The sequence below is a fragment of the Sphingobacterium sp. UBA2610 genome (assembly GCF_002339225.1).
GTDB classification, from domain to species: Bacteria; Bacteroidota; Bacteroidia; order Sphingobacteriales; family Sphingobacteriaceae; genus Sphingobacterium; species Sphingobacterium multivorum.
In genome coordinates this window covers 204,691-230,358 of record NZ_DDKA01000019.1, presented here as the reverse complement: position 1 = coordinate 230,358, position 25,668 = coordinate 204,691, and the positions used below count along the sequence as shown (strand labels likewise).

Annotated in this window: 19 protein-coding genes and 4 tRNA genes; 19 read left to right on the top strand and 4 right to left on the bottom strand. The window is 40.9% G+C overall.

Features of this window, described 5'->3' with window-relative positions; genetic code table 11:
* The first annotated feature begins 5 nt into the window (after positions 1-5).
* From B4Z47_RS13685 to B4Z47_RS13630, 12 genes are all read left to right on the top strand, one after another.
* A complete protein-coding gene (locus B4Z47_RS13685; protein WP_070561302.1) occupies positions 6-1,847 on the top strand; it encodes a RagB/SusD family nutrient uptake outer membrane protein in 1,842 nt (613 codons plus the stop codon).
* Between the two features lie 143 nt (positions 1,848-1,990).
* Positions 1,991-3,850 carry a PQQ-binding-like beta-propeller repeat protein gene (locus tag B4Z47_RS13680; RefSeq protein ID WP_286727413.1) on the top strand — a complete coding sequence of 620 codons (1,860 nt, stop codon included), beginning with the start codon at positions 1,991-1,993 and terminating at the stop codon, positions 3,848-3,850.
* Positions 3,851-3,892: 42 nt separating this feature from the next.
* The gene (locus B4Z47_RS13675; protein WP_286727412.1) at positions 3,893-5,719 is read left to right on the top strand and encodes a glycoside hydrolase family 9 protein; all 1,827 of its coding nucleotides are present in this window, start codon (positions 3,893-3,895) and stop codon (positions 5,717-5,719) included.
* A 50-nt stretch (positions 5,720-5,769) separates the two neighbouring features.
* Positions 5,770-6,414 carry a polysaccharide deacetylase family protein gene (locus B4Z47_RS13670; RefSeq protein ID WP_236590819.1) on the top strand — a complete coding sequence of 215 codons (645 nt, stop codon included), beginning with the start codon at positions 5,770-5,772 and terminating at the stop codon, positions 6,412-6,414.
* A 22-nt stretch (positions 6,415-6,436) separates the two neighbouring features.
* Complete coding sequence (gene murQ, locus B4Z47_RS13665; protein WP_046672659.1) at positions 6,437-7,249, top strand: N-acetylmuramic acid 6-phosphate etherase; 813 nt, start codon at positions 6,437-6,439, stop codon at positions 7,247-7,249.
* A gap of 37 nt (positions 7,250-7,286) precedes the next feature.
* Positions 7,287-8,777, top strand: a complete 1,491-nt coding sequence (locus B4Z47_RS13660; protein ID WP_115046435.1) for a sodium:solute symporter — start codon at positions 7,287-7,289, stop codon at positions 8,775-8,777.
* Positions 8,778-8,896: 119 nt separating this feature from the next.
* Entirely contained in the window at positions 8,897-9,712 is an 816-nt protein-coding gene (locus B4Z47_RS13655) for a purine-nucleoside phosphorylase (RefSeq protein ID WP_115046437.1), read from the top strand.
* A gap of 113 nt (positions 9,713-9,825) precedes the next feature.
* Positions 9,826-11,895 (top strand): putative porin, encoded by a 2,070-nt coding sequence (locus B4Z47_RS13650; RefSeq protein WP_112375043.1) that lies wholly within the window; start codon positions 9,826-9,828, stop codon positions 11,893-11,895.
* A 130-nt stretch (positions 11,896-12,025) separates the two neighbouring features.
* Positions 12,026-12,103 (top strand) — tRNA-Val (locus B4Z47_RS13645).
* Positions 12,104-12,112: 9 nt separating this feature from the next.
* Positions 12,113-12,190, top strand: a tRNA-Val gene (locus B4Z47_RS13640).
* 9 nt (positions 12,191-12,199) lie between these two features.
* Positions 12,200-12,274 (top strand) — tRNA-Val (locus B4Z47_RS13635).
* Positions 12,275-12,309: 35 nt separating this feature from the next.
* Positions 12,310-12,384, top strand: a tRNA-Val gene (locus B4Z47_RS13630).
* Positions 12,385-12,501: 117 nt separating this feature from the next.
* On the opposite strand, the gene B4Z47_RS13625 is transcribed toward B4Z47_RS13630, so the two are convergent.
* Positions 12,502-13,683, bottom strand: coding sequence for an acyloxyacyl hydrolase (locus B4Z47_RS13625; RefSeq protein ID WP_083295768.1), 1,182 nt, complete (start codon positions 13,681-13,683; stop codon positions 12,502-12,504).
* A gap of 260 nt (positions 13,684-13,943) precedes the next feature.
* Between B4Z47_RS13625 and B4Z47_RS13620 the strand changes: the two genes are divergently transcribed.
* The gene (locus B4Z47_RS13620; RefSeq protein WP_115046438.1) at positions 13,944-16,889 is read left to right on the top strand and encodes a M16 family metallopeptidase; all 2,946 of its coding nucleotides are present in this window, start codon (positions 13,944-13,946) and stop codon (positions 16,887-16,889) included.
* 205 nt (positions 16,890-17,094) lie between these two features.
* On the opposite strand, the gene B4Z47_RS13615 is transcribed toward B4Z47_RS13620, so the two are convergent.
* Positions 17,095-17,616, bottom strand: coding sequence for an NADPH-dependent FMN reductase (locus B4Z47_RS13615; RefSeq protein WP_112375441.1), 522 nt, complete (start codon positions 17,614-17,616; stop codon positions 17,095-17,097).
* 227 nt (positions 17,617-17,843) lie between these two features.
* Between B4Z47_RS13615 and B4Z47_RS13610 the strand changes: the two genes are divergently transcribed.
* The 5 genes from B4Z47_RS13610 to lepB all read left to right on the top strand — a co-directional run bounded on the left by B4Z47_RS13610 (position 17,844) and on the right by lepB (position 22,835).
* Complete coding sequence (locus tag B4Z47_RS13610) at positions 17,844-18,641, top strand: ParA family protein (RefSeq protein WP_070561294.1); 798 nt, start codon at positions 17,844-17,846, stop codon at positions 18,639-18,641.
* Between the two features lies 1 nt (position 18,642).
* Positions 18,643-19,578 carry a ParB/RepB/Spo0J family partition protein gene (locus B4Z47_RS13605; RefSeq protein ID WP_112375041.1) on the top strand — a complete coding sequence of 312 codons (936 nt, stop codon included), beginning with the start codon at positions 18,643-18,645 and terminating at the stop codon, positions 19,576-19,578.
* Between the two features lies 1 nt (position 19,579).
* Positions 19,580-20,302 (top strand): DUF5683 domain-containing protein, encoded by a 723-nt coding sequence (locus tag B4Z47_RS13600; protein ID WP_112375040.1) that lies wholly within the window; start codon positions 19,580-19,582, stop codon positions 20,300-20,302.
* Positions 20,303-20,506: 204 nt separating this feature from the next.
* Positions 20,507-21,250: a 4-hydroxy-tetrahydrodipicolinate reductase gene (dapB, locus tag B4Z47_RS13595; protein WP_070561291.1), complete on the top strand. Its 744-nt coding sequence runs from the start codon at positions 20,507-20,509 to the stop codon at positions 21,248-21,250.
* 16 nt (positions 21,251-21,266) lie between these two features.
* Positions 21,267-22,835, top strand: coding sequence for a signal peptidase I (lepB, locus tag B4Z47_RS13590; protein ID WP_115046440.1), 1,569 nt, complete (start codon positions 21,267-21,269; stop codon positions 22,833-22,835).
* A 228-nt stretch (positions 22,836-23,063) separates the two neighbouring features.
* Here lepB and B4Z47_RS13585 read toward each other — a convergent pair whose 3' ends face one another.
* Positions 23,064-23,780, bottom strand: coding sequence for a pyridoxine 5'-phosphate synthase (locus B4Z47_RS13585; protein WP_046672649.1), 717 nt, complete (start codon positions 23,778-23,780; stop codon positions 23,064-23,066).
* Positions 23,781-23,840: 60 nt separating this feature from the next.
* On the opposite strand from B4Z47_RS13585, the gene cdaA reads away from it, so the two are divergent.
* Positions 23,841-24,635, top strand: coding sequence for a diadenylate cyclase CdaA (cdaA, locus tag B4Z47_RS13580; RefSeq protein ID WP_046672648.1), 795 nt, complete (start codon positions 23,841-23,843; stop codon positions 24,633-24,635).
* 89 nt (positions 24,636-24,724) lie between these two features.
* Here cdaA and B4Z47_RS13575 read toward each other — a convergent pair whose 3' ends face one another.
* Positions 24,725-25,570, bottom strand: a complete 846-nt coding sequence (locus tag B4Z47_RS13575) for a DUF2911 domain-containing protein (protein ID WP_070561502.1) — start codon at positions 25,568-25,570, stop codon at positions 24,725-24,727.
* Positions 25,571-25,668: the final 98 nt, after the last annotated feature.

Here is a 25,668-nt window from a genome sequence, read left to right as displayed (position 1 = left end):
GACAGATGAAATTAAATAGAATAAAAATTGGATCTATCATGCTTTCCGCCATGTTATTGGGGGTAGGCTGTAGTAAGGATGTGCTGGATAGGCCTGATCAAACTAAAGTAATCGATGAAAACTTTTGGAGAAATGAAGCTGATGTTCGTTTGTATGCAAATGATTTTTATTTAAATTATTTTGTTGGCTATAATACTTTTTATGGTACGGCCTATGCTCCCTTAGTGGGATATAACTATGCAGATGACTTTACGTCTGAAGGAACGCAAGGTGGCTTTGAGTCAGTTGTTCCGACGAGTAGAGGTGCGAGTACGGTGACACCTGATATGTTGACGACCTACTCAGGGCCGACCTGGAATTTTTACTGGGTTAGAAAGGCTAATGTGATGTTGACCAGGATTGAAACAAAGGCCAAGTCAAAATTGTCAGAGGCTGAGTATAAGCACTGGACTGCAGTAGCTCGTTTTTTTAGAGGCTACGAATATAGTAGGTTAGTTTCTGTGTTTGGTGATGTGCCTTATTTTGATGTTGAAGTTGATCCGATGGATCAGGCTACAATGTATAAGGAACGTACCAAGCGCGGGGAGGTTATGGATAAAGTCTATACAGATTTTGAGTATGTGCTTGATAATATGCGTGCTGATGACGGAAAAGGTTATGTAAATAAATATGCAGCAGCGGCACTTATTTCTAACCTCATGTTGTTTGAAGGTTCCTGGGAAAAATACCATGGCTTAGATCAAGATCGTGCGAAAAAGTATCTCGCGCTTGCGGTTAAAGCGTCCGAAGTTGTCATGAATAGTGGAAAGTGGTCTTTTGGAAGTGATTTTAAAAGCCTGTTCGCATCTGAAGATCTTTCAAGCAATCCAGAGGTAATTTTCTTCAGAACTTATAATGATGCCTTGAAAGTAACGCACGCCGTAGGTTCTTACAGTAATGGTACTGAAGGGCAGAAGGGCGTTAACTTGGATTTGTTGAAATCTTTTATCTGTAACGATGGAAAGGTTTGGCAAAACTCAGCGCTCACAAATGCTTCGGACTTTTCGATGAAATCTTTGGCGAGAACGAGAGACCCACGGTTTGAAGCTTCGTTGATGGATACCGTTAATACAGCTTCATCAACATTTGCTTACGGTCATAAATTTGCTGCTAGAGAAGCCTTGACGTATATTGGAAAAACTTATCCAGCAAAATGGAGTAGTAATACAAATACAAATGATGCTCCGATTGTGCGTCTTGGTGAGGTTGTGTTGAATTGGATTGAGGCAAGGCAGATTCTTGCGGAGTTTTTTGGTGGAGCAGCTGTTACCCAAGGTGATTTGGATAAATCAATCAATGCGGTACGGAATAGGCCGCTAGACGCAGATGCCATAGCTAAAGGGGTAAAGAAAACGGCACCTTTGACATTAAATTCCCTGCCGAACGATCCAAGCCGCGATGCGGATGTATCGCCGTTGATGTGGGAAATCAGACGTGAACGAAGAATGGAATTTGTATATGAGTATGCGCGATTGAATGATATCCGTCGCTGGAAAAAATTGGATTATATGAACTTTTCACGCAATGTCGATTATTCATTGGGTCCCTGGGTAAATATCAAAAAGGACCTTCCAAATCGTTTGACAAAAGCTTACGAAGGTGTTTTGAAAGTCCGTGACGCAGCAGGAAATACAATCACGTACAATGGTAAAAACGCCGATGCTATGGTGGGATATTACGTTGTTCCGAAATTTGCAAACAGGGTAAGTTTTACCGATCGGTCGTACTTGGCTCCTGTTGGACTGAATCAGATTCAACAATATGCAAATTTGGGCTATATCTTAACACAGACGCCAGGCTGGCAATAGATAGCATTGTATTAAAAGGCCTTTCTGAATTTCAGAAAGGCTTTTTAATACATAACGAATTTTGATTTACATGAAGATGCATAAAAATGCAATATCATTTCTCTTTTATGCATAAAAACGCTATTTTTAAGAAAACATTACGCATGAGGTTTCCAATTATCACCTTTTTTATTGCATTATCCTGCGTTTTTAACGTTGCGATAGCACAGCAGTCCTTCAAATTTGCCCACGTAACAGACACGCATGTCGGTGGTGCAACAGGTGAGGAGGATTTGCGACGTACTGTAAAGGATCTGAATACATTGAAAGATATTGATTTTGTTATAGTCTCCGGAGATATCACCGAGTTTGGTGCTGATCATGAGTTAAAGCTTGCGAAGCGAATCTTAGATAGTTTGCAGCTGCCTTGGTATGTGATTCCGGGAAATCACGATGGCAATTGGTCAGAAAATGGAGCCAACACGTTTCGCACCGTTTTTGGTGGCGAAACCTTTTTCTTTAAGCATAAAGGCTACGCATTCATTGGAACCAATTCAGGGCCCAATATGCGCATGAGTCCTGGTCAGATTCCTCGGGAAAACCTGGTTTGGATGGATTCCATTTTTGCAGCGAATCCGGATAAACAGCTACCATTGATCTATATTAATCATTATCCACAGGATTCATCGTTAAATAACTGGTTTGACGCACTGAAAAGAGTTAAAACGCGGAATGTTCAGTTGGCGCTTTGTGGGCATGGTCATGCCAATAAATTATACGATTGGGAAGGAATTCCGGGGGTGATGGGGCGGTCTAATCTGCGTGCGAATAAAGCGGTTGGGGGTTATAATATTGTGACCATCGCCGATGGCAAAGCCAGTTATCAGGAGCGTAATCCCGGTATAGGGATGCAGGAGAAATCTTGGGTTGTTGTTCCAATGTTCGACCATCATTATGAAAATGAAACGATAAGCTACCCGAGACCAAGTTATGCTGTGAATGCAAAATATGCGGACCAGGTTAAAGTCAATTGGACGTTTGAAGACGCCAGCGATATTGGGGCGGGACTAGCTGTTTACAAAAATAGCGTGATTACATCAAATACCGCAGGCGATATCTTTGCGCTTGACTTAAAAACGGGTAAAAAGCTATGGGCATACCGTACCGGAGGTAAAGTTTATTCTACGCCAGCTGTGTGGAAAGGAATTGTCGTGGCGGGGTCATCGGATCATACAATTTATGCTGTGGATGCCCGTAATGGTAAGTTGCTGTGGAAGGTACAGACTGAAAAGGCGGTTTTGGGTTCACCCCTGCTGCATGATGGCGTAGCTTTTATCGGTGGTTCAGATGGTAAGTTTAGAGCGCTGGACATCAAGACGGGAACTGTAAAATGGAGCTTTGACCAGGTCAAAGGATTTGTATCAACCCTGCCAACGTATTATTTGGGGAATGTAATTTTTGGCTCCTGGAGCAATGGATTCTACGCGTTGGATGCCAAAACGGGTAAGCTTTCGTGGGAATGGAATAATGGACAGGCTAATCGGATGTTTTCGGCTGCGGCATGTAATCCGGTGGGGGCAAATAATCGTGTCTTTGTGGTTGCACCGGATCGTTTTATGACAGCACTGGATGCGAAGAACGGTGCGGTCATCTGGCGGGAAAAGAAAGATACCATTCGGGTGCGCGAGTCTATGGGGCTGGCAGCGGATCATAAACTAGTTTATGTGAAGACGATGGATGGGGACCTTTTAGGTATTTCGGTTGCTGGTGATCGTATGGATGTTGCCTGGAAGTCCATGCTTAAATTGCCCTACGAATTGACACCTTCGGCAATTACAACCAATGGTAAATTGGTATTTGTGCCGAGTCATTCGGGTTTGCTGTCTGGAGTTGACGCAAAAACAGGCGCTGTCGTATGGCAATATAAAATATCCAATGGAATGGTTAATCCTGTCGTGTTAGATGGAAGAAACACAGTGATAGCGAGTACGATGGATGGTAAAATAGTTTCATTACAGTTTTAAACAATCGATTGAATTGATCTTTTTGAAAATAAATGCCTTGATATGATAAAAAAATGTCTAAACTTCTTAAATTTACGTCAAGCTTTTTTGCTTGTTTTTGCATGTTTTGTTTGTAACTTTGCGGAAGCACAGCAAAATGCTTGGATTAGAATAAACCAATTGGGCTATACTCCAGCGGGCAAGAAGGTCGCGGTATGGGGCGGGAAATCAATCAGGCAGCTTCGTTCTTTTGAAATTAAAAACGCACAAACGGGTAAAACGGTCTATGTGCATCCTGTTGGAAAAGATTATGGGGCTTATGGTCCTTTTGTTCAGAGTTTTCGTTTTGATTTCTCTTCCGTGCAGGATACGGGGCGTTTTTTTGTTCAAGCTGGAGATGTAAAGTCTCCAACATTCCGAATTGCTCGGGACGTCTACAAAGGGGCGGCAGATTTTGTGTTGCGTTATATGCGGCAACAACGGACATTGTTTAACCCTTTTCTGAAAGACAGCTGCCATACGCACGATGGCTTTGCGCTGTATGCAGGAAAGGTTGGCATTCCCGATAGCTCCCGTATCGATGCGGGTGGCGGTTGGCATGATGCTTCTGATTATTTGCAATATGCGACAACTTCGGCAAATGCGACATTTCATCTGTTAGCGGCTTACCGCGATTTTCCAAAGGTATTTGGTGATCTAAAACAGGCGAATGGTCTTGATGGGAAAAATGGCCGGGCCGATGTGCTCGATGAGGCAAAATGGGGGCTGGATTGGCTGTTGAAAATGCATCCCAAGGCCAACCAAATGTACAATCAGATTGGTGATGACCGGGATCATGCCAGCATGCGGATGCCAAAGGAAGATCCTTACTATGGTCGTGGATTTGAGAGACCGGTGTATTTTATCGATGGAGAGCCACAGCAGCGTGGCAAGTTTATGAACAATACAACGGGGACAAGCTCTACTGCGGGTAAATTTAGTAGTGCTTTTCGCCTGGGGGCGATGTTGTTTGACAAAGAGGATCGGAAATATGCAACGCTGCTTTCGAAGAAATCGGAAACAGCCTATGCTTATGCCAATATAAAACCAGGCGTTACACAGACAGTTTCTGTGAAATCGCCCTATATTTATGCCGAAGATAATTGGGTAGACGATATGCAGTTGGCCGCTGCAATGGGTTTTTCGATGACAAAAAAAGAAAAGTTTGCACGAGAAGCCTTACGCTACGCCCGGCAAGAAAAGATTACACCTTGGATGGTTAGCGATACTGCTGCACATTATCAGTGGTATCCTTTTATCAATCTTGGGCATTATGAGTTGGCAAAAGGATTAAAAGGACAAGATCGCGAGGAGATTGTTTCGTATTATAAACAGGGGATTGAGCAAGTCAATCGGAGAGCTGAGAAAAACGCTTTTTTTCGCGGAGTTCCCTTTATTTGGTGTAGCAACAACTTAACGGTATCCTTTGCGATCCAATGTCTCTGGTATAAAGAATTGACGGGAGATGCACATTTTGATGAGCTAGCCCAAGCTAATTTTGACTGGTTATTCGGGGCGAACCCTTGGGGCACGAGTATGGTATATGGTCTTCCGGCTGGGGGCGATACACCTGTCGATCCGCATTCGGCGTTTACCTTTCTTGGAAAGCATCCGATCGATGGCGGATTGGTTGATGGGCCCATTATGGCATCCACGTACCGCAATCTGATCGGAATCAAGTTGAATAATCCGGATAGCTATGCGGAGTTTCAAAGTGATCTGGCGGTCTATCATGACGACTACGGAGATTATAGTACGAATGAGCCGACAATGGATGGTACCGCTTCGTTGATTTATCTGTTGGCTTCAAAGGAGGGTAAGGCCATGGAGGAGCCGACCGGAAAAAAGTAACAAGGGATATCTATGGAGCTATTGTCCGGGGCGACTCGACAAAACGGCAGGTGGCTCTGGTGTTTACCGGTCATGATTTATCTGAGGGTACTGCTGAGGTATTAGCAAGTCTAAAACATAATGGCGTTAAAGGCTCTTTTTTCCTGACAGGCGATTATCTCAGAACTCCAGGTTTTGAACCATATGTCCGTCAGATGTTAAGCGATGGCCATTGGATTTCGGGGCATTCGGATAAACACCTTCTGGTGAGTGACTGGGGGAGCAGGGATGTGCTTTTGGTGAAGCGTGACTCTTTTGTCGCTGATCTAAAGGCAAATCTGAAAGCACTGGAACGAGTGGGCGTCAAAAGGGAGCTGCTGTCCTATTATATTCCTTCTTATGAATGGTATAATAGTGAAACAGTCGATTTGGCAAAAGCAGTTGGTCTAAATTCGGTTAATTATACACCAGGAATACGGACTGCGGCAGATTATACCTATCCTGAAATGGGGGCTCGTTATTTATCGTCGACAGCGATTCTCGACAATCTCTGGTCTTACGAAGCTCGATATGGGCTCAATGGATTTTTGATATTGATTCACATGGGAACCGATGATCGGCGGAAAGATAAACTGTATCATCATTTGGATGATATCATTAGCATATTAAAAGGGAAAGGGTATCAACTTGTGGATGTGCCCGATTTATTGAAATAAAGAAATACAATATATACTAATAATGGTAAATACAACGGAGAAAGATTCGAATTATCAGGATTTGGACAAGATGTCTGTGCATGAGTTATTGACAAATATCAATAATGAGGATAAATCTGTGCCACTTGCTGTAGAGCAGGCTATCCCTCAGATTGAAGCATTGGTCAAAGTCACTGTGGAGAAAATGAAGGCTGGTGGTCGAACTTTTTATATCGGCGCTGGTACAAGTGGCCGTTTGGGCGTGCTGGATGCGTCTGAATTACCTCCGACTTACGGCGTTCCATTTGAATGGATCATTGGCTTGATTGCTGGTGGTGATACTGCAATTAGAAAAGCAGTTGAATTTGCAGAAGATGATCTGGAGCAAGCATGGAAAGATATGGAAGCGTATGATATTGATGAGAACGATGTTGTTATCGGTATTGCGGCTTCTGGAACCACACCTTATGTTATTGGCGGATTGAAAACGGCAAACGAGAAAGGGCTTGTGACGGGCTGTATTGTCTGTAACGGAGGGTCTCCGATTGCGGAAATAGCGCAGTATCCGGTTGAAGTTATTGTTGGGCCAGAATTCGTTACCGGGTCTACGCGCATGAAATCGGGTACAGCACAAAAACTTGTGTTAAATATGTTCAGTACCGCAGTGATGATCCAATTGGGTCGGGTAAAGGGGAACAAGATGGTCGATATGCAATTGTCAAACCATAAGCTGGTCGGTCGTGGTGTACGTATCATTATGGATCAGACCGGGGCGCTTGAAGAAGAAGCTGCGGCTTTGCTTGAGCAATTTGGTAATGTAAGACAGGCAATCGAAGCTTATCAGGATACCCATTGAGCATAACCTATTAAAATCACCTATTTAAAAACAAACTATGTCACCAGTAATATTATTATCTTTTATAATAATCTATTTTGCAGTTCTGCTTGCTGTAGCTCACTTCACCTCGAAGGGAGCTTCCGATAACTCGACTTTTTTTGTCGCAAACCGGAACTCTAAATGGTATATGGTCGCCTTTGGGATGATCGGTACCGCGCTCTCCGGCGTAACTTTTATCTCGGTTCCCGGCGCAGTCGGTGCGTCTGAATTTAGCTATTTTCAATTTGTTCTTGGGAACGCCGTTGGTTTTGTCATTATTGCCTATGTATTGCTTCCGCTCTATTATAGAATGAACTTGACTTCCATTTATACGTATTTGGAAGAACGTTTTGGGCACACCACGTACAAGACCGGTGCTGCTATTTTTTTGGTTTCCCGTACGATCGGTTCGGCGTTTCGTCTTTATCTGGTCGCAATCGTATTGCAGCATTTTATTTTTGATGCCTGGAATGTGCCTTTCGCGATTACGGTCGTTATATGTTTGGTGTTAATCTGGATGTATACAAACAAGGGTGGCTTAAAGACGATTATTGTGACAGATACCCTACAGACTACCTTTTTAGTGACCGCAGTAATTCTCTCTATCTATTTTATGGCCAAAGGATTAGATTTTGGTATCGTCGATACTTTCGAGGCTGTAAAAGAAAGTAGTTATTCCAAGATCTTTTTCTGGGATGATTTTGTCGGCAGTAAAGCAAATTTTTGGAAACAATTCTTGGGAGGAATTTTTGTGACCATTGCGATGACTGGGCTTGATCAGGATCTAATGCAAAAGAACTTATCGATGGGGACCATTAAAGAAGCCCAAAAGAACATGATCACTTTTACAAGTGTTTTTGTGGTCATTAATATTTTCTTTTTAGCTGTCGGTGCTTTGCTGTATATCTATGCGGCTAAAAACGGAATTGATGTGACTCAATTAGCAACACGCGATTATTTGTACCCAGAAATTGCATTAAACCACTTGGCTATTGTTCCTGCAATCATCTTTATGATGGGGTTAACGGCTGCTACTTTTGCAACGACAGATAGTGCGCTAACGGCATTGACAACATCTTTCTGTGTGGACTTTCTAAATTTCAATAAAAAAGAAAATCCCAATGATCCAGCGCTGATCAAGCAGCGTAATTATGTGCATTTTGGTTTTTCCATTGTGATGCTGTTGGTTATTCTGGTCTTTAAGCTGATCAATGATGACTCGGTCGTCAATGCAATCTTTACTGCGGCGAGTTATACCTATGGACCTTTATTGGGTTTATTCGTTTTCGGAATATTCACAAAATATGCCGTGCGGGATAACGCTGTACCTTATATCTGTGTACTTTCGCCTACCGTCTTATTTTTGCTTAAAACCTATGTTATTGAAGTGTATACACCTTATGTTATCGGATTGGATTTGATCATTATTAATGGTTTTATCACGTTTGTGATGCTTTTGATCAGTTCTCCAGGTAAAGCAAGTGAAAAAGCATTGTCCCATAATTAATGCATTCCAGTGATAAAAAGTTTCTCCATTGGTGAGAAGATGTAAATACAAGTATTGATTTTGATTTGTACGTACAGAAAAATTAAGTTAAGTTTGATATACTAAGTTTTTCTGTACGTATGTATCATAGCATAAATGAGACTACGGAGTTTATCCGTAGAAAAATTGGAGATTTTACTCCAGAGTTCGGTATCATCCTAGGTACTGGTTTAGGTAAGTTGGTGGATGAAATTGAAGTCGAGTATCAGCTGATGTATTCCAATATACCAAATTTCCCCATTTCGACTGTTGAATTTCATTCTGGTAAGCTCATTTTTGGAAAATTGAGTGGCCGCAATGTGGTTGCTATGCAGGGGAGGTTGCATTATTATGAAGGTTACGATATGCAACAAATTACCTTTCCGATCCGTATCATGAAAGTTTTGGGGGTACAAAAATTGTTTGTTTCCAACGCTGCGGGCTCCCTGAATCCTGATGTGAAAAAAGGTGACCTTGGAATTATTGAAGATCATATCAATTTGTTGCCGGATAATCCGCTACGCGGACAGAATTTGGCCGAGTTTGGTCCACGATTTCCCGATATGAGTGAGGCTTATAACCGAGAAATGATCGTACAGGCTCTTGAGATCGCAGCAAAGCATGATATTAATGCACGAAAAGTTGTTTATGTTTCCTCTGCAGGTCCAAATCTGGAAACAAAAGCGGAATATCGCTATATGCGTCTGATCGGTGGCGATGTGGTCGGTATGAGTACCGTTCCAGAAGTAATTGTCGCTAATCATATGGCGCTTCCGGTATTTGCGATTTCTGTTGTTACGGATGAAGGTTTTTACGAGGATCTTAAACCCGTTTCCTTGCAGGAAATTGTCAGTGTTGCGGAGAAAGCGGAACCTAAAATGACATTAATTTTGAAAGAATTAATAGCTTTGCAATAAATTGTCTTTTCATGTATCATCTTTGATGGCCAAAGTTGATGGATTGGTGGATATTTGAGAGTAATTTGTTCATTCAGGTGAATTTAGCTTTTTTGGTTTTTATATAATTTTAGATGAAGTTGATCGTACGCATACTTGCCGCATGGTGTGTTTTATTTGTTTATTCCATGGATGTTATTGCCCAGAGCAAGGAAGAGTGGAGTAGTGCATTGGATTCGGCTAGGGCAAAGGAAGATGGGAAGAAAGATTCTGTCATCCTTTCTGCGAAGTATATCCGATATGCCACACTGGATATGTTAAAAAAAGGAACTTATACACGGCAGATCGATACATCACATCATAATTATCAATATTATAATCCGCAGAATTTACCCTGGAATCCCAGCGTGAACCTTGGGGCTTATGGTCTTGCTACACGGGATCTATTGTTCCAACCTAAAAAGACCATTGGCTTTCAGTCTGGTTTTACAGCATTGGAACGTTATTTATTGAACCCCGATTCGATCCAATATTTTAGGGCCCGGGCGAGGTACTCCGAACTGTCGGCTGTGGGATTCTTTTTTAATGACCAAGTCTTTAGGGCACGGGTAGCACAGAATATCAATTCTCAGTGGAATATGAATGTCGATTTCCATTCGACCAAAACGGATGGATTTTATCTTGGGCAGAATTATTCGGATTTAAAGGCTTCAGTTGCGTCTTGGTATGAATCGAAAAATAACCGGTATAATTTGTTGATCAATGCAGTATTTAATCGTTTGGATGCCATGGAGAATGGTTCTATTACGGAGGATCTTCCATTTGCACCCGGAAACAGGCAGTCTCCGGACCGGTTTATACCGAAATTCAATGATCCGAGTAAAACAAATGTACCGCGATCCAAATGGTGGGATAACTCATTGTTTCTACGTCAATCGCTTTATTTAGGGCGATTGGATACAATCGATAAAGGAAAGCCGACCATGCAGATCCATCCGACCAATAGCATGGCGCATAATACGCGCATAAGAAGACAGACCTATAATTTCTTCAAGAACATGGATGACCAAAATGCGGCATTGCCTTACAATAATAAGGCATTGGCGCTGAACAGTGATAAGACGCTGATCACGAATGTTTCCAATGAATTTGAATATAACTTTTTTCTCAGAGGAAAGTCGGTCTTTAAGAATGAGGCGAAACTAAATTTGGCTTTTCAGCACGACATGAACTGGGTGGAGCAGCATCAGTTGGACTCCATGCGCTATTATAACAATACTTCAGCCTATCCACAGCCGCTGAAGAAATTGCCGGATAGCACCACATTTGATCGCTTTTATCAAAATGGAATCGTGAAAGGTGAATTAGGGTATAAGTTTTCAGATCGTCTTGATTTTAGTTTAAAAGCGAATCAGATTGTATTTGGTCACAACTTTGGGGATTTCTTGTATGAAGCTAAAGCGGATATCTCCATGGGGGATAAAATTGGAAAGGTGACCCTGTCGGCTTATTCACAGAATAAATCGCCAGAGATGGTTTTCGAGAATTTAAATTATACCTACGGAAAATGGAATGATTTAGATCTTAAAAAGACGAAAATTCAGAATCTGGGTTTTCAATATGCCAATCCGATGCTTGGTTTCCATGGTAAGGTGGAGTATTTTTTGATGAACAATTATACCTATTTCGAAGAGTTGTCCAATCCACAGAACGATCCTAAAAAGGATAAATGGATTGTTCCGGCACAATTGGACAAAGCGAATTTGTTGAAGGTAAGTGTTGGACAAAAATTTAAATTAAACCATTTTACCCTCGATAATCTCGTGGTCTATCAAAAGACAGATCAACAGAACACACTGGCTGTTCCGGAGCTGTATACTTGGCATAGTTTGTATTACAGTAACCTGTTTTATAAAGTTATTGATTATAGTATCGGTCTGGACGCAAAGTTCAATACACCTTATGCCAATCCGAATTATTCAATTGGGACGGGACAGTTTTACAATGCTTACAAACAGATTGAGTTTTCGACATATCCAATCATGGATCTATGGATTACAGCGAATATACAACGGGTGAATATGTTTTTGAGTTATAATTTTTTAAATCAGAACTTCTATCCGCATGGTTACTATACGGTCAGACGTTATCCGATGAATAGTGCTAATTTTAGATTTGGTATTTCTTGGAAGTTCTATGATTAAAAATTATTTCGGTGTTTCTTAGCTTGTTGTGATATTAAAGGCATAAAATCTTATAAAATAATTTTGAGAATAGAATTTTTAAGCTATATTTGCACACGCAATTAGGGAACGGCGTTCTTTAAAAAAGTATGGAGGCTTAGCTCAGCTGGTTCAGAGCATCTGCCTTACAAGCAGAGGGTCACAGGTTCGAATCCTGTAGCCTCCACCATACAAAGTCGGAGAATTAGCTCAGCTGGTTCAGAGCATCTGCCTTACAAGCAGAGGGTCACTGGTTCGAATCCAGTATTCTCCACCAATCCAAAACGGAGGCTTAGCTCAGCTGGTTCAGAGCATCTGCCTTACAAGCAGAGGGTCACAGGTTCGAATCCTGTAGCCTCCACAAAAGCATCATCAATTGGTGCTTTTTTTTCGTTAGGGGGTTTAGCTCAGCTGGTTTAGAGCACTACCTCGACAAGGTAGGGGTCACTGGTTCGAACCCAGTAATCCCCACGATAAAAAAAGCGTTCTTCATGAACGCTTTTTTTATGGGCTGAATTCGCTGTAAATTTGAAAGTCCCCGATCCGGTATTCAATCTATCTCGGGAATCTTTCGCATTTATTTTCTAACTATTTCCGTTTCTTCCCTAGTTTAATTCCGTAACCTGTTGTCCATTCAATAAAATCAGCTTTACCGCCATGGGCTTTAATGGAAACACCGGCAAAGAAATCTTTGTAAACTTTATAACGTACTCCTGCTCTTAAATACACGGGCATGCTCTCGCCATTGAATTCGTTGCGATGAAGATAGACTCCTACATTTCCGTTGATATAAAGGCGTGAATTTAACACATGATCAATGTAGAATGCGGGGCCGTAAGAAAATAAGGCGGAGAATTTTCCGGCTTTGTCGCCGGCAACCTTCTCGTCGTTTCCACTGGCTGAATAAAATGCATCAAACCCAGCGCCAAGCCGCCATTTGTAGCCGAAATGCTTGCTGTAGTATGCACCTAGCATAGATTTAAAATATTGGCTATCGTGTTCGCGATCAATCTGTTTGAAGCCAAAGGCATAGTTGAAATGGAGTTCCTCTGTTTTCTCCATTTGTGGAATACTACTTTTTCTATAATCAAAAGGCTTGTTTGTTGGTGTATACGAAACCGATAGGCTCAAGGGGACGAGGTTTATCCCTGTGTTCGGTAATGCCAGGGCGCCATTGCTGAAGTGGTGGAAGGCTGCACCAGCCCCTACCTGAAAGTTTTTATTTAGGCGGTAGTTGACCTGAAGTCCAAGATCAATAAATACATTGTTTTTGCTGCCAATAAGTAGGTTGAACGGATTGTCCTCCTCATTGTAGGGGTTGAATCTCCCGGAAAGACCGAGCGCAATGCGGTAGTTGAAATTCCATCTTGAATTTACTTTTGGCCGAATAGGAATGGCAACAAAGCCATAGGCGGCGAAAGGTCGTCCGAGGTGCTCCTGACCAAAAGTACTGCTGTAGATGCCTATGCCGTATATTGGATAGTTGTATATTTCATTGTAAATACTCTTTAATGAGTCTTGAAACTGGGTCTGAAAACCGACTCTAAAATTTAACCCACTATAGTATGAGTCAGCAAGGGTTTCTTTGGAGCGCTCATTGAATTTGAGTTCGCCCCCGCTTTCATGTTCAAGTTGGAATATAAGTCTCGTCTTAGCTGGGGTACGGCTTTGTAAAGTGTCATTCGGATTTTCTATTCGGGGTGTGACCTGTGCTGTGGCACGAAAGGAGAGCAGTGTCAGGGCCACAAAAGCAAGTATTCTTGATCTCATGAAATAAAACGTTAGCGTTTTTTAAAATTTTTGCAAAAATAAGAATGATATATCATTGTAACAACAGTATTTAAACAGTAGCGAAATCAAGTTATAAAAAATGCCATTTTTCAGCCACACCATGTCGGTTAGTGGTGAGAGAAATTAGGCAGCTTAACTATCAGGCTGTCAAATGGGTAAATAATTATTGTTTATGTCTTTAATTATATTGCATATAAAAAGCAATTTATCTAAGTTTGAGGTGAAAAGAAAAAGGAAATATGATTAAAAACCTATTTAGAATTACTGCTGTTACGTTTGCACTAACAACAGCAGGGTGTGCTTTGTTTGCTCAAAACGCCAAATTTGATTGGAAAGAAGCATCTGAGGGGGGTTACACCTACAAGTACGTCACGAATGACCCTACACATTCACGGTTTTACAAGTTAAAAAATGGCTTAACGGTGATTTTGAGCCCGACCAAAAAAGAACCACGTATCCAAACTTACATTGCGACAAAAGCGGGGAGCAAAACAGACCCGAAAGATCACACCGGTTTGGCCCATTATCTGGAGCATATGCTGTTTAAAGGAACCGATAAATTTGGTTCTAAAGACTGGGCAAAGGAAAAACCTTTGTTAGATCAGATTGATGCGCTCTATGAGAAATACAATGGTACAACAGATGAAACCGAACGGAAAGCAATCTATAAGGAAATCGATAAAGTATCTGGAGAGGCTGCGAAATATGCTATTGCGAATGAGTACGATAAATTGATGGCATCAATGGGGGCGGAAGGTACTAATGCATTCACCTCATTTGAGCAGACAGTCTATCAGGAGCAAATTCCTAGTAATGTAATGGATAAGTATCTCGCTGTACAGGCAGAACGGTTTAGATATCCGGTATTGCGTCTGTTCCATACTGAGCTGGAAGCTGTGTATGAAGAGAAAAATATCAGTCTGGATAAAGATAATCGTAAGGCTGTAGAATCGATGTTTTCAGCTGCTTTTCCTAATAATAATTATGGAAAGCAGACGACAATTGGTACTGTAGAGCACCTTAAAAACCCATCTTTGAAAGCGATTCGTGAATATTTTCACACCTACTATGTCCCTAACAATATGGGGGTTATTATGTCGGGTGATTTTGATCCTACAGAGGTGGTGAAAAAGGTGGATAAGGCCTTTGCTTTTATGCAGGCGAAAGAAATTCCGGCCTACACGTTTGATGCAGAGAAACCAATTTTAACTCCTGTTGTCCGCGAGGTTAAAGGTCCGGATGCTGAATTTATGTTAATGGGATTCCGTTTTCCTGGCGCTGCAACAAAGGATGCCCGTATGCTCAATCTGATGAGTCAGATCTTGACAAATGGTTCTGCCGGTCTGATTGATCTGGATTTGGTGAAGAATCAAAAATTATTAGGTGCAGGTGCTTTTCCGTATGTGTTAAAAGACTATTCTCTGCTTCTGTTGCAGGGTAATCCTGGTCAGGGACAGAGCTTGGAACAGGTGCAACAGCTGCTGTTACAAGAATTGGCAAAATTGAGAAAAGGAGAGTTTTCGCATGAGCTGATCACGGCGATTGTGAACAACGCTAAGAAAGACGAAATCAAGCAAAATGAAAGTTATGGTGATCGTGCTGAATCATTGATGGATGCCTTTACTTCGGGTCAGGATTGGGCGTCTGTCGTGGGCTATTCGGATGAGTTGAATAAAATCACCAAGCAAGATGTGGTTGATTTTGCTAACAAATATTTGAATGACAATAATTATGTTGTTGTTTATAAGCGTAAGGGAGTTGATAATAATGTCGTTAAAGTTGTTAAACCTGAGATTACTCCCGTAACGGTCAATCGTGATGACCAGTCTGATTTCTTGAAGAAAGTAGAAGCATTGCCAGAGGATAAAATTCAGCCGGTATGGGTAGATTATAACAAAGATATTCAGAAGGCTACTGCAAACGGTTTGCCAGTACTTGCTGTAAAGAACTCAGATAATGAACTGTTTTCGCTGTCTTATCGTTTTGATGGTGGAAAATGGAGCAATAAATTGCTTTCATTGGCTGCGGGTTATCTAGAATTTTTAGGTACAAAAGATAAATCCAGTGAGCAGTTTAGCAAGGATTTTTATCAATTGGCGTCTGATTTTTCAGTGTCTGCAGGAAATGAAGAAACTATGGTGTCGATTTCAGGCTTGAATTCAAACTTTATAGCTACACAGAACTTGATTCAGGATTTATTGCGTAATTGTGTTGCTGACCAGGAGGCTTTCAAAATGTATATTGCCCGTCTTAAAAAAGCGAGAGCAAATGCGAAAGAAAACAAGGGAGCGATCATGGAGGGCCTAAAATCTTATGCTAAATACGGCGCTAAAAATCCATTTAATAATGTGTTTACAGACGCGGAATTGGATGCTTTAAAAGCGGAGGATTTGGTGAAGGCATTGCACGATTTGGCTAATATGAAACATACGATGCTTTATTTTGGCCCGTTAACTGCCGCGGAATTTGTAGCGAAAGCGAAGCCTTTGAAACAAGGGGCTGGAGAGTATATTCCGGCGAAAAAGGCGGTCGTGTTCGCAGAATTGCCAACAAGCAAGAACCAGGTCCTTTTTGCTAATTTCGAAATGAAGCAGGCTGAAGTATTTTGGTATAGAAGCTCAGGAGTATACAGTAGTGCCTTGACACCGACTGTTTCTCTGTTTAATAATTACTTTGGTGGCGGCATGGGAAGTATTGTCTTCCAGACTATCCGTGAATCGAAAGCATTGGCTTATTCAACTTATGCCTATTATGGACAGCCTTATAAAAAAGAAAACCATTACACCGTTGGGGCCTATGTTGGGACGCAGGCTGATAAGTTTAACGATGCGATTAAAGGCATGAATGAGCTGCTGGATGTGTTGCCTGAAAGCGCTAAAGGGTTGGATATTGCGAAAGTAAGTCTGGAAAAATCAATTGCCAGTGAACGTGTGTTGAATGCGTCTATATTAGGTAGTTATCTAGCTGCACAACGTTTGGGAAATGCAACTGATATTCGTAAAGTTGTCTATGAGCAAGCGCCAAAATTAACTTATGGTGACCTAAGCACTTTCCATAAGAAAGAGATGAGTCAAAAGCCGTACGTTTATTGTATTGTAGCGAAGGAAGAAAGTCTTAAGCCAGAGGATCTTGCGAAACTGGGCGAGGTTAAAAAGCTGGATCTTAAAGAGATCTTCGGCTATTAGATCCCGGATTGCTTGTCTTAAGAATTAGATTAGCGTATGATACGAAAGAAGCCTCCGGTGTTTGCCGGAGGCTTCTTTCGTATCAGGTTTTGTGATGCCCTTTGTTTTTTATTCTTGTTTCACGCTACGGAATCCTTGTTTCACTGTTCGCGAGTAGGATTAGTTTTAAGGTGAATTCGCTATCATGGCTACTAAAACTAGCGTATTAAAACCGGATAATCTCCTCAATCTGTTCGTTGATAAATTGCAGCGTATCTTCTTTGAATAACTGCCCTTCATCATTCAGTTCGTTCTGAACATTGGGTAGAAAGATCTTAAGGGGAAGCACGTGCATTCTTAAGTAGTGGCATATGCCCGTCAGGTGATCTATGCCGCGGAGGTTGCCATAGCGACCTGAGGATAACCCAACCAATGCAGCTTTCTTGTGATAAAAACTAATCGGAAATGTACAGCAGTCAATGAACAGTTTCAGTGCTCCTGGAATACTTCCATTGTATTCGGGAGCGATGAAAATAAATAGCTCAGCTTTACTTACCATTTCTTGGATGGGTTCAAATGCGGTGCTTCTTTTTCCGTAAAGATCTGTTTCTAAAATGTTTGCTGGTAGATCTTCCAACGAAAAGATGTTACTTTCAATTGACTTACGATCAAGTAATTGCTGGTAGCATTTTGCTATTTTTAACGTCTTACTATTGGGACGGTTTGTTCCGGATATTATTAAAATCATTGTGTTGTTGATACTTATAAAAAGCGCATTTTCAAAGTGGATACATATCTTGATTTTTTGTATCTTAGCATCCTGAGGATATGTGCTTTCGATCAATCAAAAGTACGAAATATGCTGAATTAGTTTTGTTAATTTGAATCGCAGATTAAAATTTGGGCAAATTGATCTTCAGAGACGTGAAATGTAGTATAAAATGACATTTTAATTAAGAAAGGTTTTCATTCAAGATGGGAAAAGTAATTGCAATCGCAAATCAAAAGGGTGGGGTCGGAAAAACCACAACGTCAATTAATTTGGCGGCTAGTTTGGCGGTTTTAGAATATAAAACATTGTTGGTCGATGCAGATCCCCAAGCAAACTCTACTTCTGGGATTGGCTTTGACCCTCGTACAATCAGCGCAAGTGTATACGAATGTTTAGTGAATGATTTGGATCCTCGTGAGGCTATTCAATCAACAGAAACGCCAAATTTGGATCTTTTACCGGCTCATATTGATTTGGTTGGGGCAGAAATTGAGATGATCAATATGCACGAAAGGGAGTACAAGATGAAAAAAATCTTGGATCAGGTGAAACAGGATTATGATTTTATTATCATCGATTGTTCACCTTCCTTAGGCTTAATTACAATCAATGCACTATCTGCTTCGGACTCAGTTATCATTCCGGTACAGTGCGAATACTTTGCCCTAGAAGGACTTGGTAAGTTGTTGAACACAATTAAAATTGTTCAAAACCGTTTAAATACAAGTTTGGAGATCGAAGGAATTTTGTTGACCATGTATGATGTTCGTTTAAGATTGTCAAATCAGGTGGTCGAGGAAGTGAAAACACATTTCACAGATTTAGTTTTTGATACGATTATTCAGCGAAATACCCGTTTGAGCGAAGCTCCAAGCTTTGGAATTTCTGTTATCATGCATGATGCGTCCTGCAAAGGGGCAATAAATTATTTGAATTTGGCACGCGAGATTTTACAGAAAAATGGGCATCTTAATGAAATGAATAAAACAGTAACCGCATAATATGGCAGCACATCAGCGTAAAACAGGACTGGGAAGAGGCTTAGGTGCGCTATTAAACGATAGTGTAGAAGTTCCTGCTAAAGGTAATCAGCAAGTGGAAGAAGCTCCTCTAGTTACACCAACTGCAGTAAAAACAACAAAAGAGAATGGCAGTATCAGCCATGTCCGTGTAGAAGAAATATCTGTCAACCCTTTTCAGCCGCGTACAGAATTTGATCCGGTTGCCTTACAGGAGTTATCGGAATCGATTATTTTACAGGGTTTAATTCAGCCGATTACCGTACGTAAAATTTCGGACGGAAATTATCAGTTGATTTCCGGAGAGCGGCGTCTCCGCGCTTCGCGCTTGGCCGGTATCACCGAAATTCCAGCGTATATCCGTACCGCCAACGACCAGCAGATGCTGGAGATGGCCCTGATTGAGAATATTCAACGGGAGAACTTAAATGCTATTGAAGTAGCCTTAAGCTTTCAGCGCATGATTGAGGAGTGTAATTTAAAACAGGAAGAATTGGGTGAACGTGTTAGTAAAAACCGTTCTACTGTTACAAATTATCTCCGTTTATTAAAACTTCCACCTGTCATTCAAGCGGCAATACGCGATGGAGCCTTGACTATGGGACATGCTCGTGCCCTGATTAATATTCCAGAGGTTGATAAGCAGCTTTATATCTTTAAGTTGATTATTGATCAAGGTTTATCCGTCCGTAAGGCGGAGGAGTTGGTTCGTGAGTTACAAAAAGGCGGTAAGAAAAAAGCTGGAAAAGATAAAGCTCCGATGTCTTTTCAATTGCAGAAAATTGAAGATGATCTGGCGTCGAAATTTTCTTCTCGTGTCAAATTGAATCTGAAGAGCACCAAAGGAAAGGGTGCTATTGAGATACCTTTTGAATCGGAAGATGATTTAAGTCGCATTCTTGAATTGTTAGATTGGTAATATGACCAAGTTAATAAGCTTGATATTTGCGGTATTTGCACTGTCGGTAGTACATGGACAGACTGTGGATACAATTCCTAAGAAACAGTTGGCACCCGTCAAAATAGATAGCATAAAGCAAAAATCGGTACAGGATACCGTAAAGAAGGAATCTCGGAAGGAACGTAAAAAACGGGAGAAGGAGGAGGCGAAGGCGAAAGAGAAGGTTGTGTTTAAAGATTCAACCCGTTTGGCTATCGAAGCAAAAAATAAACAAGCTTGGAAGCGCTCTTTAGTACTTCCAGGCTGGGGACAATATACAAATGGCGGCGTTTGGTGGATAAAAGTACCTGCAATCTATGGTGGCTTAATAACAACCGTACTTGTTTTCGATTTTAATAACCGTTATTATAAGGAATTACTGGGGGTATTACAAGACAAAGCTCTTGGTAAGCCGATTGATCCTTATTACATCGGAATCTCCGACCAATCTATCATCCGGGCAAAAGATAATGCGCGGCGAAATCGAGATCTCATGGTGCTACTTACGTTAGGTGTTTATGGCCTGAATGTCGCAGAAGCTTATATCGACTCGATGCTTAAATATCGCTGGAGTATCGGTGATGATAAACCCAAAAAAACGGCTTTCTTAATAGGACCTACTTTAATGGATGCTAGTCTCGCGTCGGGAACTTATTCGTTTAAACCTACGGTCGGACTTAAATTGACCATGAAATTCAATTAAAATCTCCTGTTTTAAAGGTTATATTTTGATTCCTTTTGTTTATTCATGAGTTTATTTCTTTATTAAGGGATTCATATAGCCCAAGCAAATTTAAGACAATAAGGACTGAACAGTTTTATTTTCATACGGGTTTATGGTTTTAAACATGGGTATTTCATTGAAATTTTTTAATTTTAAAAATAAACTATACTTTTTTCTAAATATATGAACATCATTCTCTTGGGATATGGCAAAATGGGGCAGATTATCGAAAGATACGCGCTGAAAAGAGGCCATCAAATTTTTTTAGTTGTCGATGAACATAATCGTCCTAACCTGACTGCTGATGATATTAAAGGTGCTGATGTCGCAATAGACTTTAGTGTACCTTCTGCAGCATTGGATAATATGAATCTTTGTCTTGAGGCAGGTGTACCTATTGTCGTCGGAACAACCGGTTGGTATGATCAACTGGAGGATGTTAAGGCGAAGTGTTTGGATGCTGATGGTTCTATTTTGTATGGCTCCAACTTCTCTATCGGAGTGAATGTATTCTTCCATATCAATAGAATGTTGGCGAAGGCATTGCAGCCTTATAAACAATATGATGTTCAGGTAGAGGAAATACACCACATTCACAAATTGGATGCACCAAGTGGTACAGCAATTACGATTGCAGAGGGGATATTGGATAATAGCGATGTGAAAACCAATTGGGTAAATACTGTTGTTGGTGAACAGGATGAGCTTATTCCAAAACCACAGGAACTTTTAATAGAAAGTCATCGAATTGAAGAGGTTCCGGGAACACATACGGTACTTTATAGTTCTGAGGTTGACCAAATAGAATTTAAACATACCGCACATAGCCGTGATGGATTTGCTTTAGGAGCTGTAGTTGCTGCTGAATGGTTGAATGGCAAAAAAGGTTTCTATCAGGTTACTGAAATTTTTGATTTTAATAAATAGTACTAATTAGTAGATTATGGGATTAATTATATTTGCGGTTTTAACAGCAATATCGGGATATGGTTTGTGGCAATTGTTTGTTAAAGCTGGCAGAAATGGCTGGGAAGCGATCGTGCCTTTTTATAGCCAGTATATTCAGGCAAAATTGACGGGAAGACCTACATGGTGGGTAATTTTATTGCTCGTGCCAATTGTCAATGTCTTTGTTTTCTATAATCTTTACCTTGATTTTATCCATTGTTTTGGAAAACGCCGGTTTTGGGAGAATGCTGCTGCTGTTTTAGTGCCTTTTATCGTTCTGCCCATGTGGGCAAAGGACAACAATGTGCGTTTTTTGAATGGTTTATATGCAAAGAATTTAAAGGCAGCTGCTCAGGAAGGTATTGAACTGACCGAGGAGAAACGTGCCGAAATTGCACTTGAATCTTACAAAGATTATAAAATTAAATATCCGTACAAGAAATCCATGGTACGTGAATGGGCAGATGCCATTGTATTTGCAACTGTAGCAGCGTCACTTATTCGTGGTTTTCTGATCGAGGCTTATATGATTCCTACAGGATCGATGGAGCGTACCTTGTTGATCGGGGATTTCTTATTTGTAAGCAAGTTAAATTATGGACCACGGGTTCCTAACACACCGATTGCCTTTCCTTTTGCGCATCATACGATGCCCATCACTGGTGGGAAAGCATATTCTGAATTGATTGAACTACCTTATAAGCGTTTGCCAGGATTTCAAAAGATTGAGCGTAATGATGTTGTTGTTTTCAATTTTCCTGCAGGTGACACTGTCGCGCTCGAGAACCAAAATGCAAGTTATTACGATCTTGTTCGGGCTTATGGCTGGCAGACTGTCAATTCCCAATTTACGATCCAGGCAAGACCTATTGATAAAAGGGAGAACTATATTAAACGCTGTGTCGGATTGCCGGGCGATAAAATTTTCATGAAGGATGCTAAACTCTTTGTGAACGATCAACCGGGTTTTGATCCTCCAGAAAGCCAATTGGACTATCTCGTCTTAACGGATGGTACCCCATTAAATATGGATAGATTACGGGAGTTGAGAATAGAAGCGGCTGGTGGAGATCAGCAGCCTGGTGTTTATCAGTTGTTCATGACAAAAGATGAATTAGCTATAGTAAAATCGTGGTCGAATGTCAAAGAAATCAGAAGAAATCCTGGTGGTGAAGGTGCTTATCCGTACGATCCACAATACAAATGGAATTTTGACAATTTTGGGCCGATTTTAATCCCGAAGAAAGGATGGACGGTGGCATTAAATGCACAGACTCTGCCCATTTATGAAAGAGCGATCCGCGTTTACGAAAACAATAAGTTAGAAAAACGTTCGGATGGGATCTATATCAATGATGTGAAAGTAGACCATTATACGTTTAAAATGGATTATTTTTGGATGATGGGTGATAATCGCCATAATTCCTTGGATTCAAGAGGTTGGGGATTTGTTCCCGAAGATCATGTTGTCGGAAAGGCTTTATTTACTTGGATGAGCTGGGATGAGATTGGTACAGGACTTTCGAAAATTCGCTGGAACCGTATCTTTAAAGGAATTCATTAGCAACTGCCATTTGAGCAATAACACCGCTATTTGGGGTGCAATAAAAAAGGGCTTTCGTTGTGAAAGCCCTTTTTTATGAATCTGTGTTTTCTCTCAGCAAGAGAAAACCTTTGTGATCTCGTTTGGAGCTACTGGTGACAGCGAAATTACGAAGGTTTTAATGAATATTTTTGCAGTTTCTCAACCACAAGGGTGCTGCCTGATGAACGCTATTCCCTGAATGTTGCACTACTTCAAACAAGCGAGGTAACGTTTGATCGTTTCCTCTAACCCTAAGTATAGTGCATCGGATATAAGCGCATGGCCTATGCTTACTTCCAGCAGCTCAGGAATGTGCTGGTTGAAATATTGCAGGTTGTTGAGGTCCAGGTCATGGCCTGCATTTAGACCTAATCCAACTTCACGTGCTTTTAATGCAGCTTTGAAATAGGGTTTTATCGCAAGTTCTTTATCGAAGCCATACTCTGTAGCAAATCCTTCTGTATAGAGCTCAATGCGATCTGTTCCTGTTTCGGCCGCGGCCTCTACCATTTCTTCGACGGGATCAACAAAGATAGAAACACGTATACCTGCATCTTTGAACAATTTACACATATCTTGTAGATAGGCTTTGTTTTTAATGGTATCCCAGCCATGGTTAGAGGTTAATTGTCCTTCGGTATCGGGCACTAAGGTTACCTGTGCTGGTTTATTGGCCAATACAAGGTCAATAAACTTCTGTTCTTGGCAATTCCCTTCAATATTGAGTTCGGTCTGGATTTCTGCTTTTAGATCAAAAACATCCTGATATCGAATATGTCTTTCATCAGGTCGTGGATGCACAGTGATACCTTGAGCGCCAAAACGTTCACAGGCTAGTGCCGCAGATACTAGATTGGGGTTATTGCCACCTCTAGAATTTCTGAGCGTTGCGATTTTATTGATATTTACTGAAAGTCTAGTCATTTTCCTGTATGTTATGATGTAAAAATACAAATAATATCTATTTTTTTTTAACTTGCATATATGGATGGAATCGACTATAGCCTGTTTAGCGGCTTTCGCCTATTGGACGTTATTGATATCATATTGGTAGCGATTATTATCTACTATATCTATAGTTTGATTAGGGGGACCATTGCCGTTAATATCCTGATTGGCGTAGCACTGTTTTATGGCGTTTATATTGTCGTCAAACAGATGCATATGCGCTTGCTGACTGAGATATTTGGCGGTTTTATATCCGTAGGATCAATTGCTTTGATTGTTGTATTCCAGCAGGAAATCAGGCGGTTCTTACTACACGTGGGAAAGAATATATCCATGAAACGAAAAAAAGTTTTTTGGTCGTTTATCGGGAATAAAAAGGCAATACAAAAAGATTTGACGGAGGATCTAAAACCCGTTATTGAAGCCTGTAGAAGCATGTCGCGTACACGGACGGGAGCTCTATTAGTTTTCTCAAAGTATTTTGACGAGGAATATTATCAAAGCAGCGGTGAGTATATTGATGCCCATATCTCCAAGCGCTTGATTGAAAGTATCTTTCATAAAAATAGCCCATTACATGATGGTGCGGTGGTTATTGTTGATTTTAAGATTATGACAGCATCTTGTGTGCTACCATTGTCGGATAGTGAGGATTTACCGCTGCAATTCGGACTACGGCATCGCGCTGCAATTGGAGTGACGGAAATCTCGGATGCGATTGCCGTTATCGTCTCTGAAGAGACTGGTGAGATATCTTTTGCGAAGGATGGAAACGTCAATATGAACGTTTCACCAGAAGAACTTGAGCAATTGCTAAAAGACGAGTTATAAAATAAAAAGCTGAGCTATAAAAAAGGTTTTAAATGCCAATGCCCCCAAAAAGTTAGACACTTTCTGGGGGCATTTTTAGATAGAGATACCTATTTCTTTGCAGCGTTGATCACTTGTGTATTTAATTTGATGTATTCACCATTTTTATCTGCTGTGGCAACTTCAAGACCTTTGGTTGCTGTTTCTATCGCACCTTTTTTATCTCCAGCTTTTAATTGCGCTTTTGCTTTCCAATATAGGACGTGAGCGGCTTTGGGTTGAGCTTTAGCAGCTTCGTCAAACCAGCTTAGTGCTTTATTTAGATCTAAATTATTACTGAAGTAATATTGGGCTGCAGCAAAATAAGGTTTTTTCTCACCCTTCATAGCCTCGTCAATAGAAGCTAATATTTTAGCCTGTTGATTGACTTTGAGATCAACCTTTACAGACGTTTTTTCCCAAGCGAGACTCAATACAGCGCCTGTAGGTGTAACATTGTCAAAAGAAATGGTAAATGTCTCCACTGGATTTGCTAAGGTCTGTGGTTTAACATTGAAGCGTAAGGCATCTTCAGTTTGTTTATAGGTATAGGCACCCCATTGTTTTGTGTTTTTACTGATGATGATGGTCCACTCTGATTTGTTCGGGATTGTGAAAAGAGCGTAGGTTCCAGCAGAAAGCTTATGGCCATTCAACTCAACATCACCTTCAAAGGTTAATGTGGTATTGGTATTTGCTCCTGTACGCCATACTTCATTATAAGGAACAAGATCGCCAAAGATCTTACGACCGTTCATGCTAGGTCTGCTGTAATTAAGGGTTACGTTTTCAATACCCAATCCTTGTGTAACTGTCTGTGAGCTACTTGCTGCAGGTAGCTTTAGCTGAGCAAAAGATTCGTTGGCCGTAAACATCATTGTTGCGGCAATGGCAATTGCAAAAAGATTCTTTTTCATCTGTATCATTGTTTGTTTTGTTGTATGCTTAATATTTAATGGCTCTTACAGCATCTATCTCCTAAAAGTAGGAAGAATTTTAAGAAAAAAAGGCATCT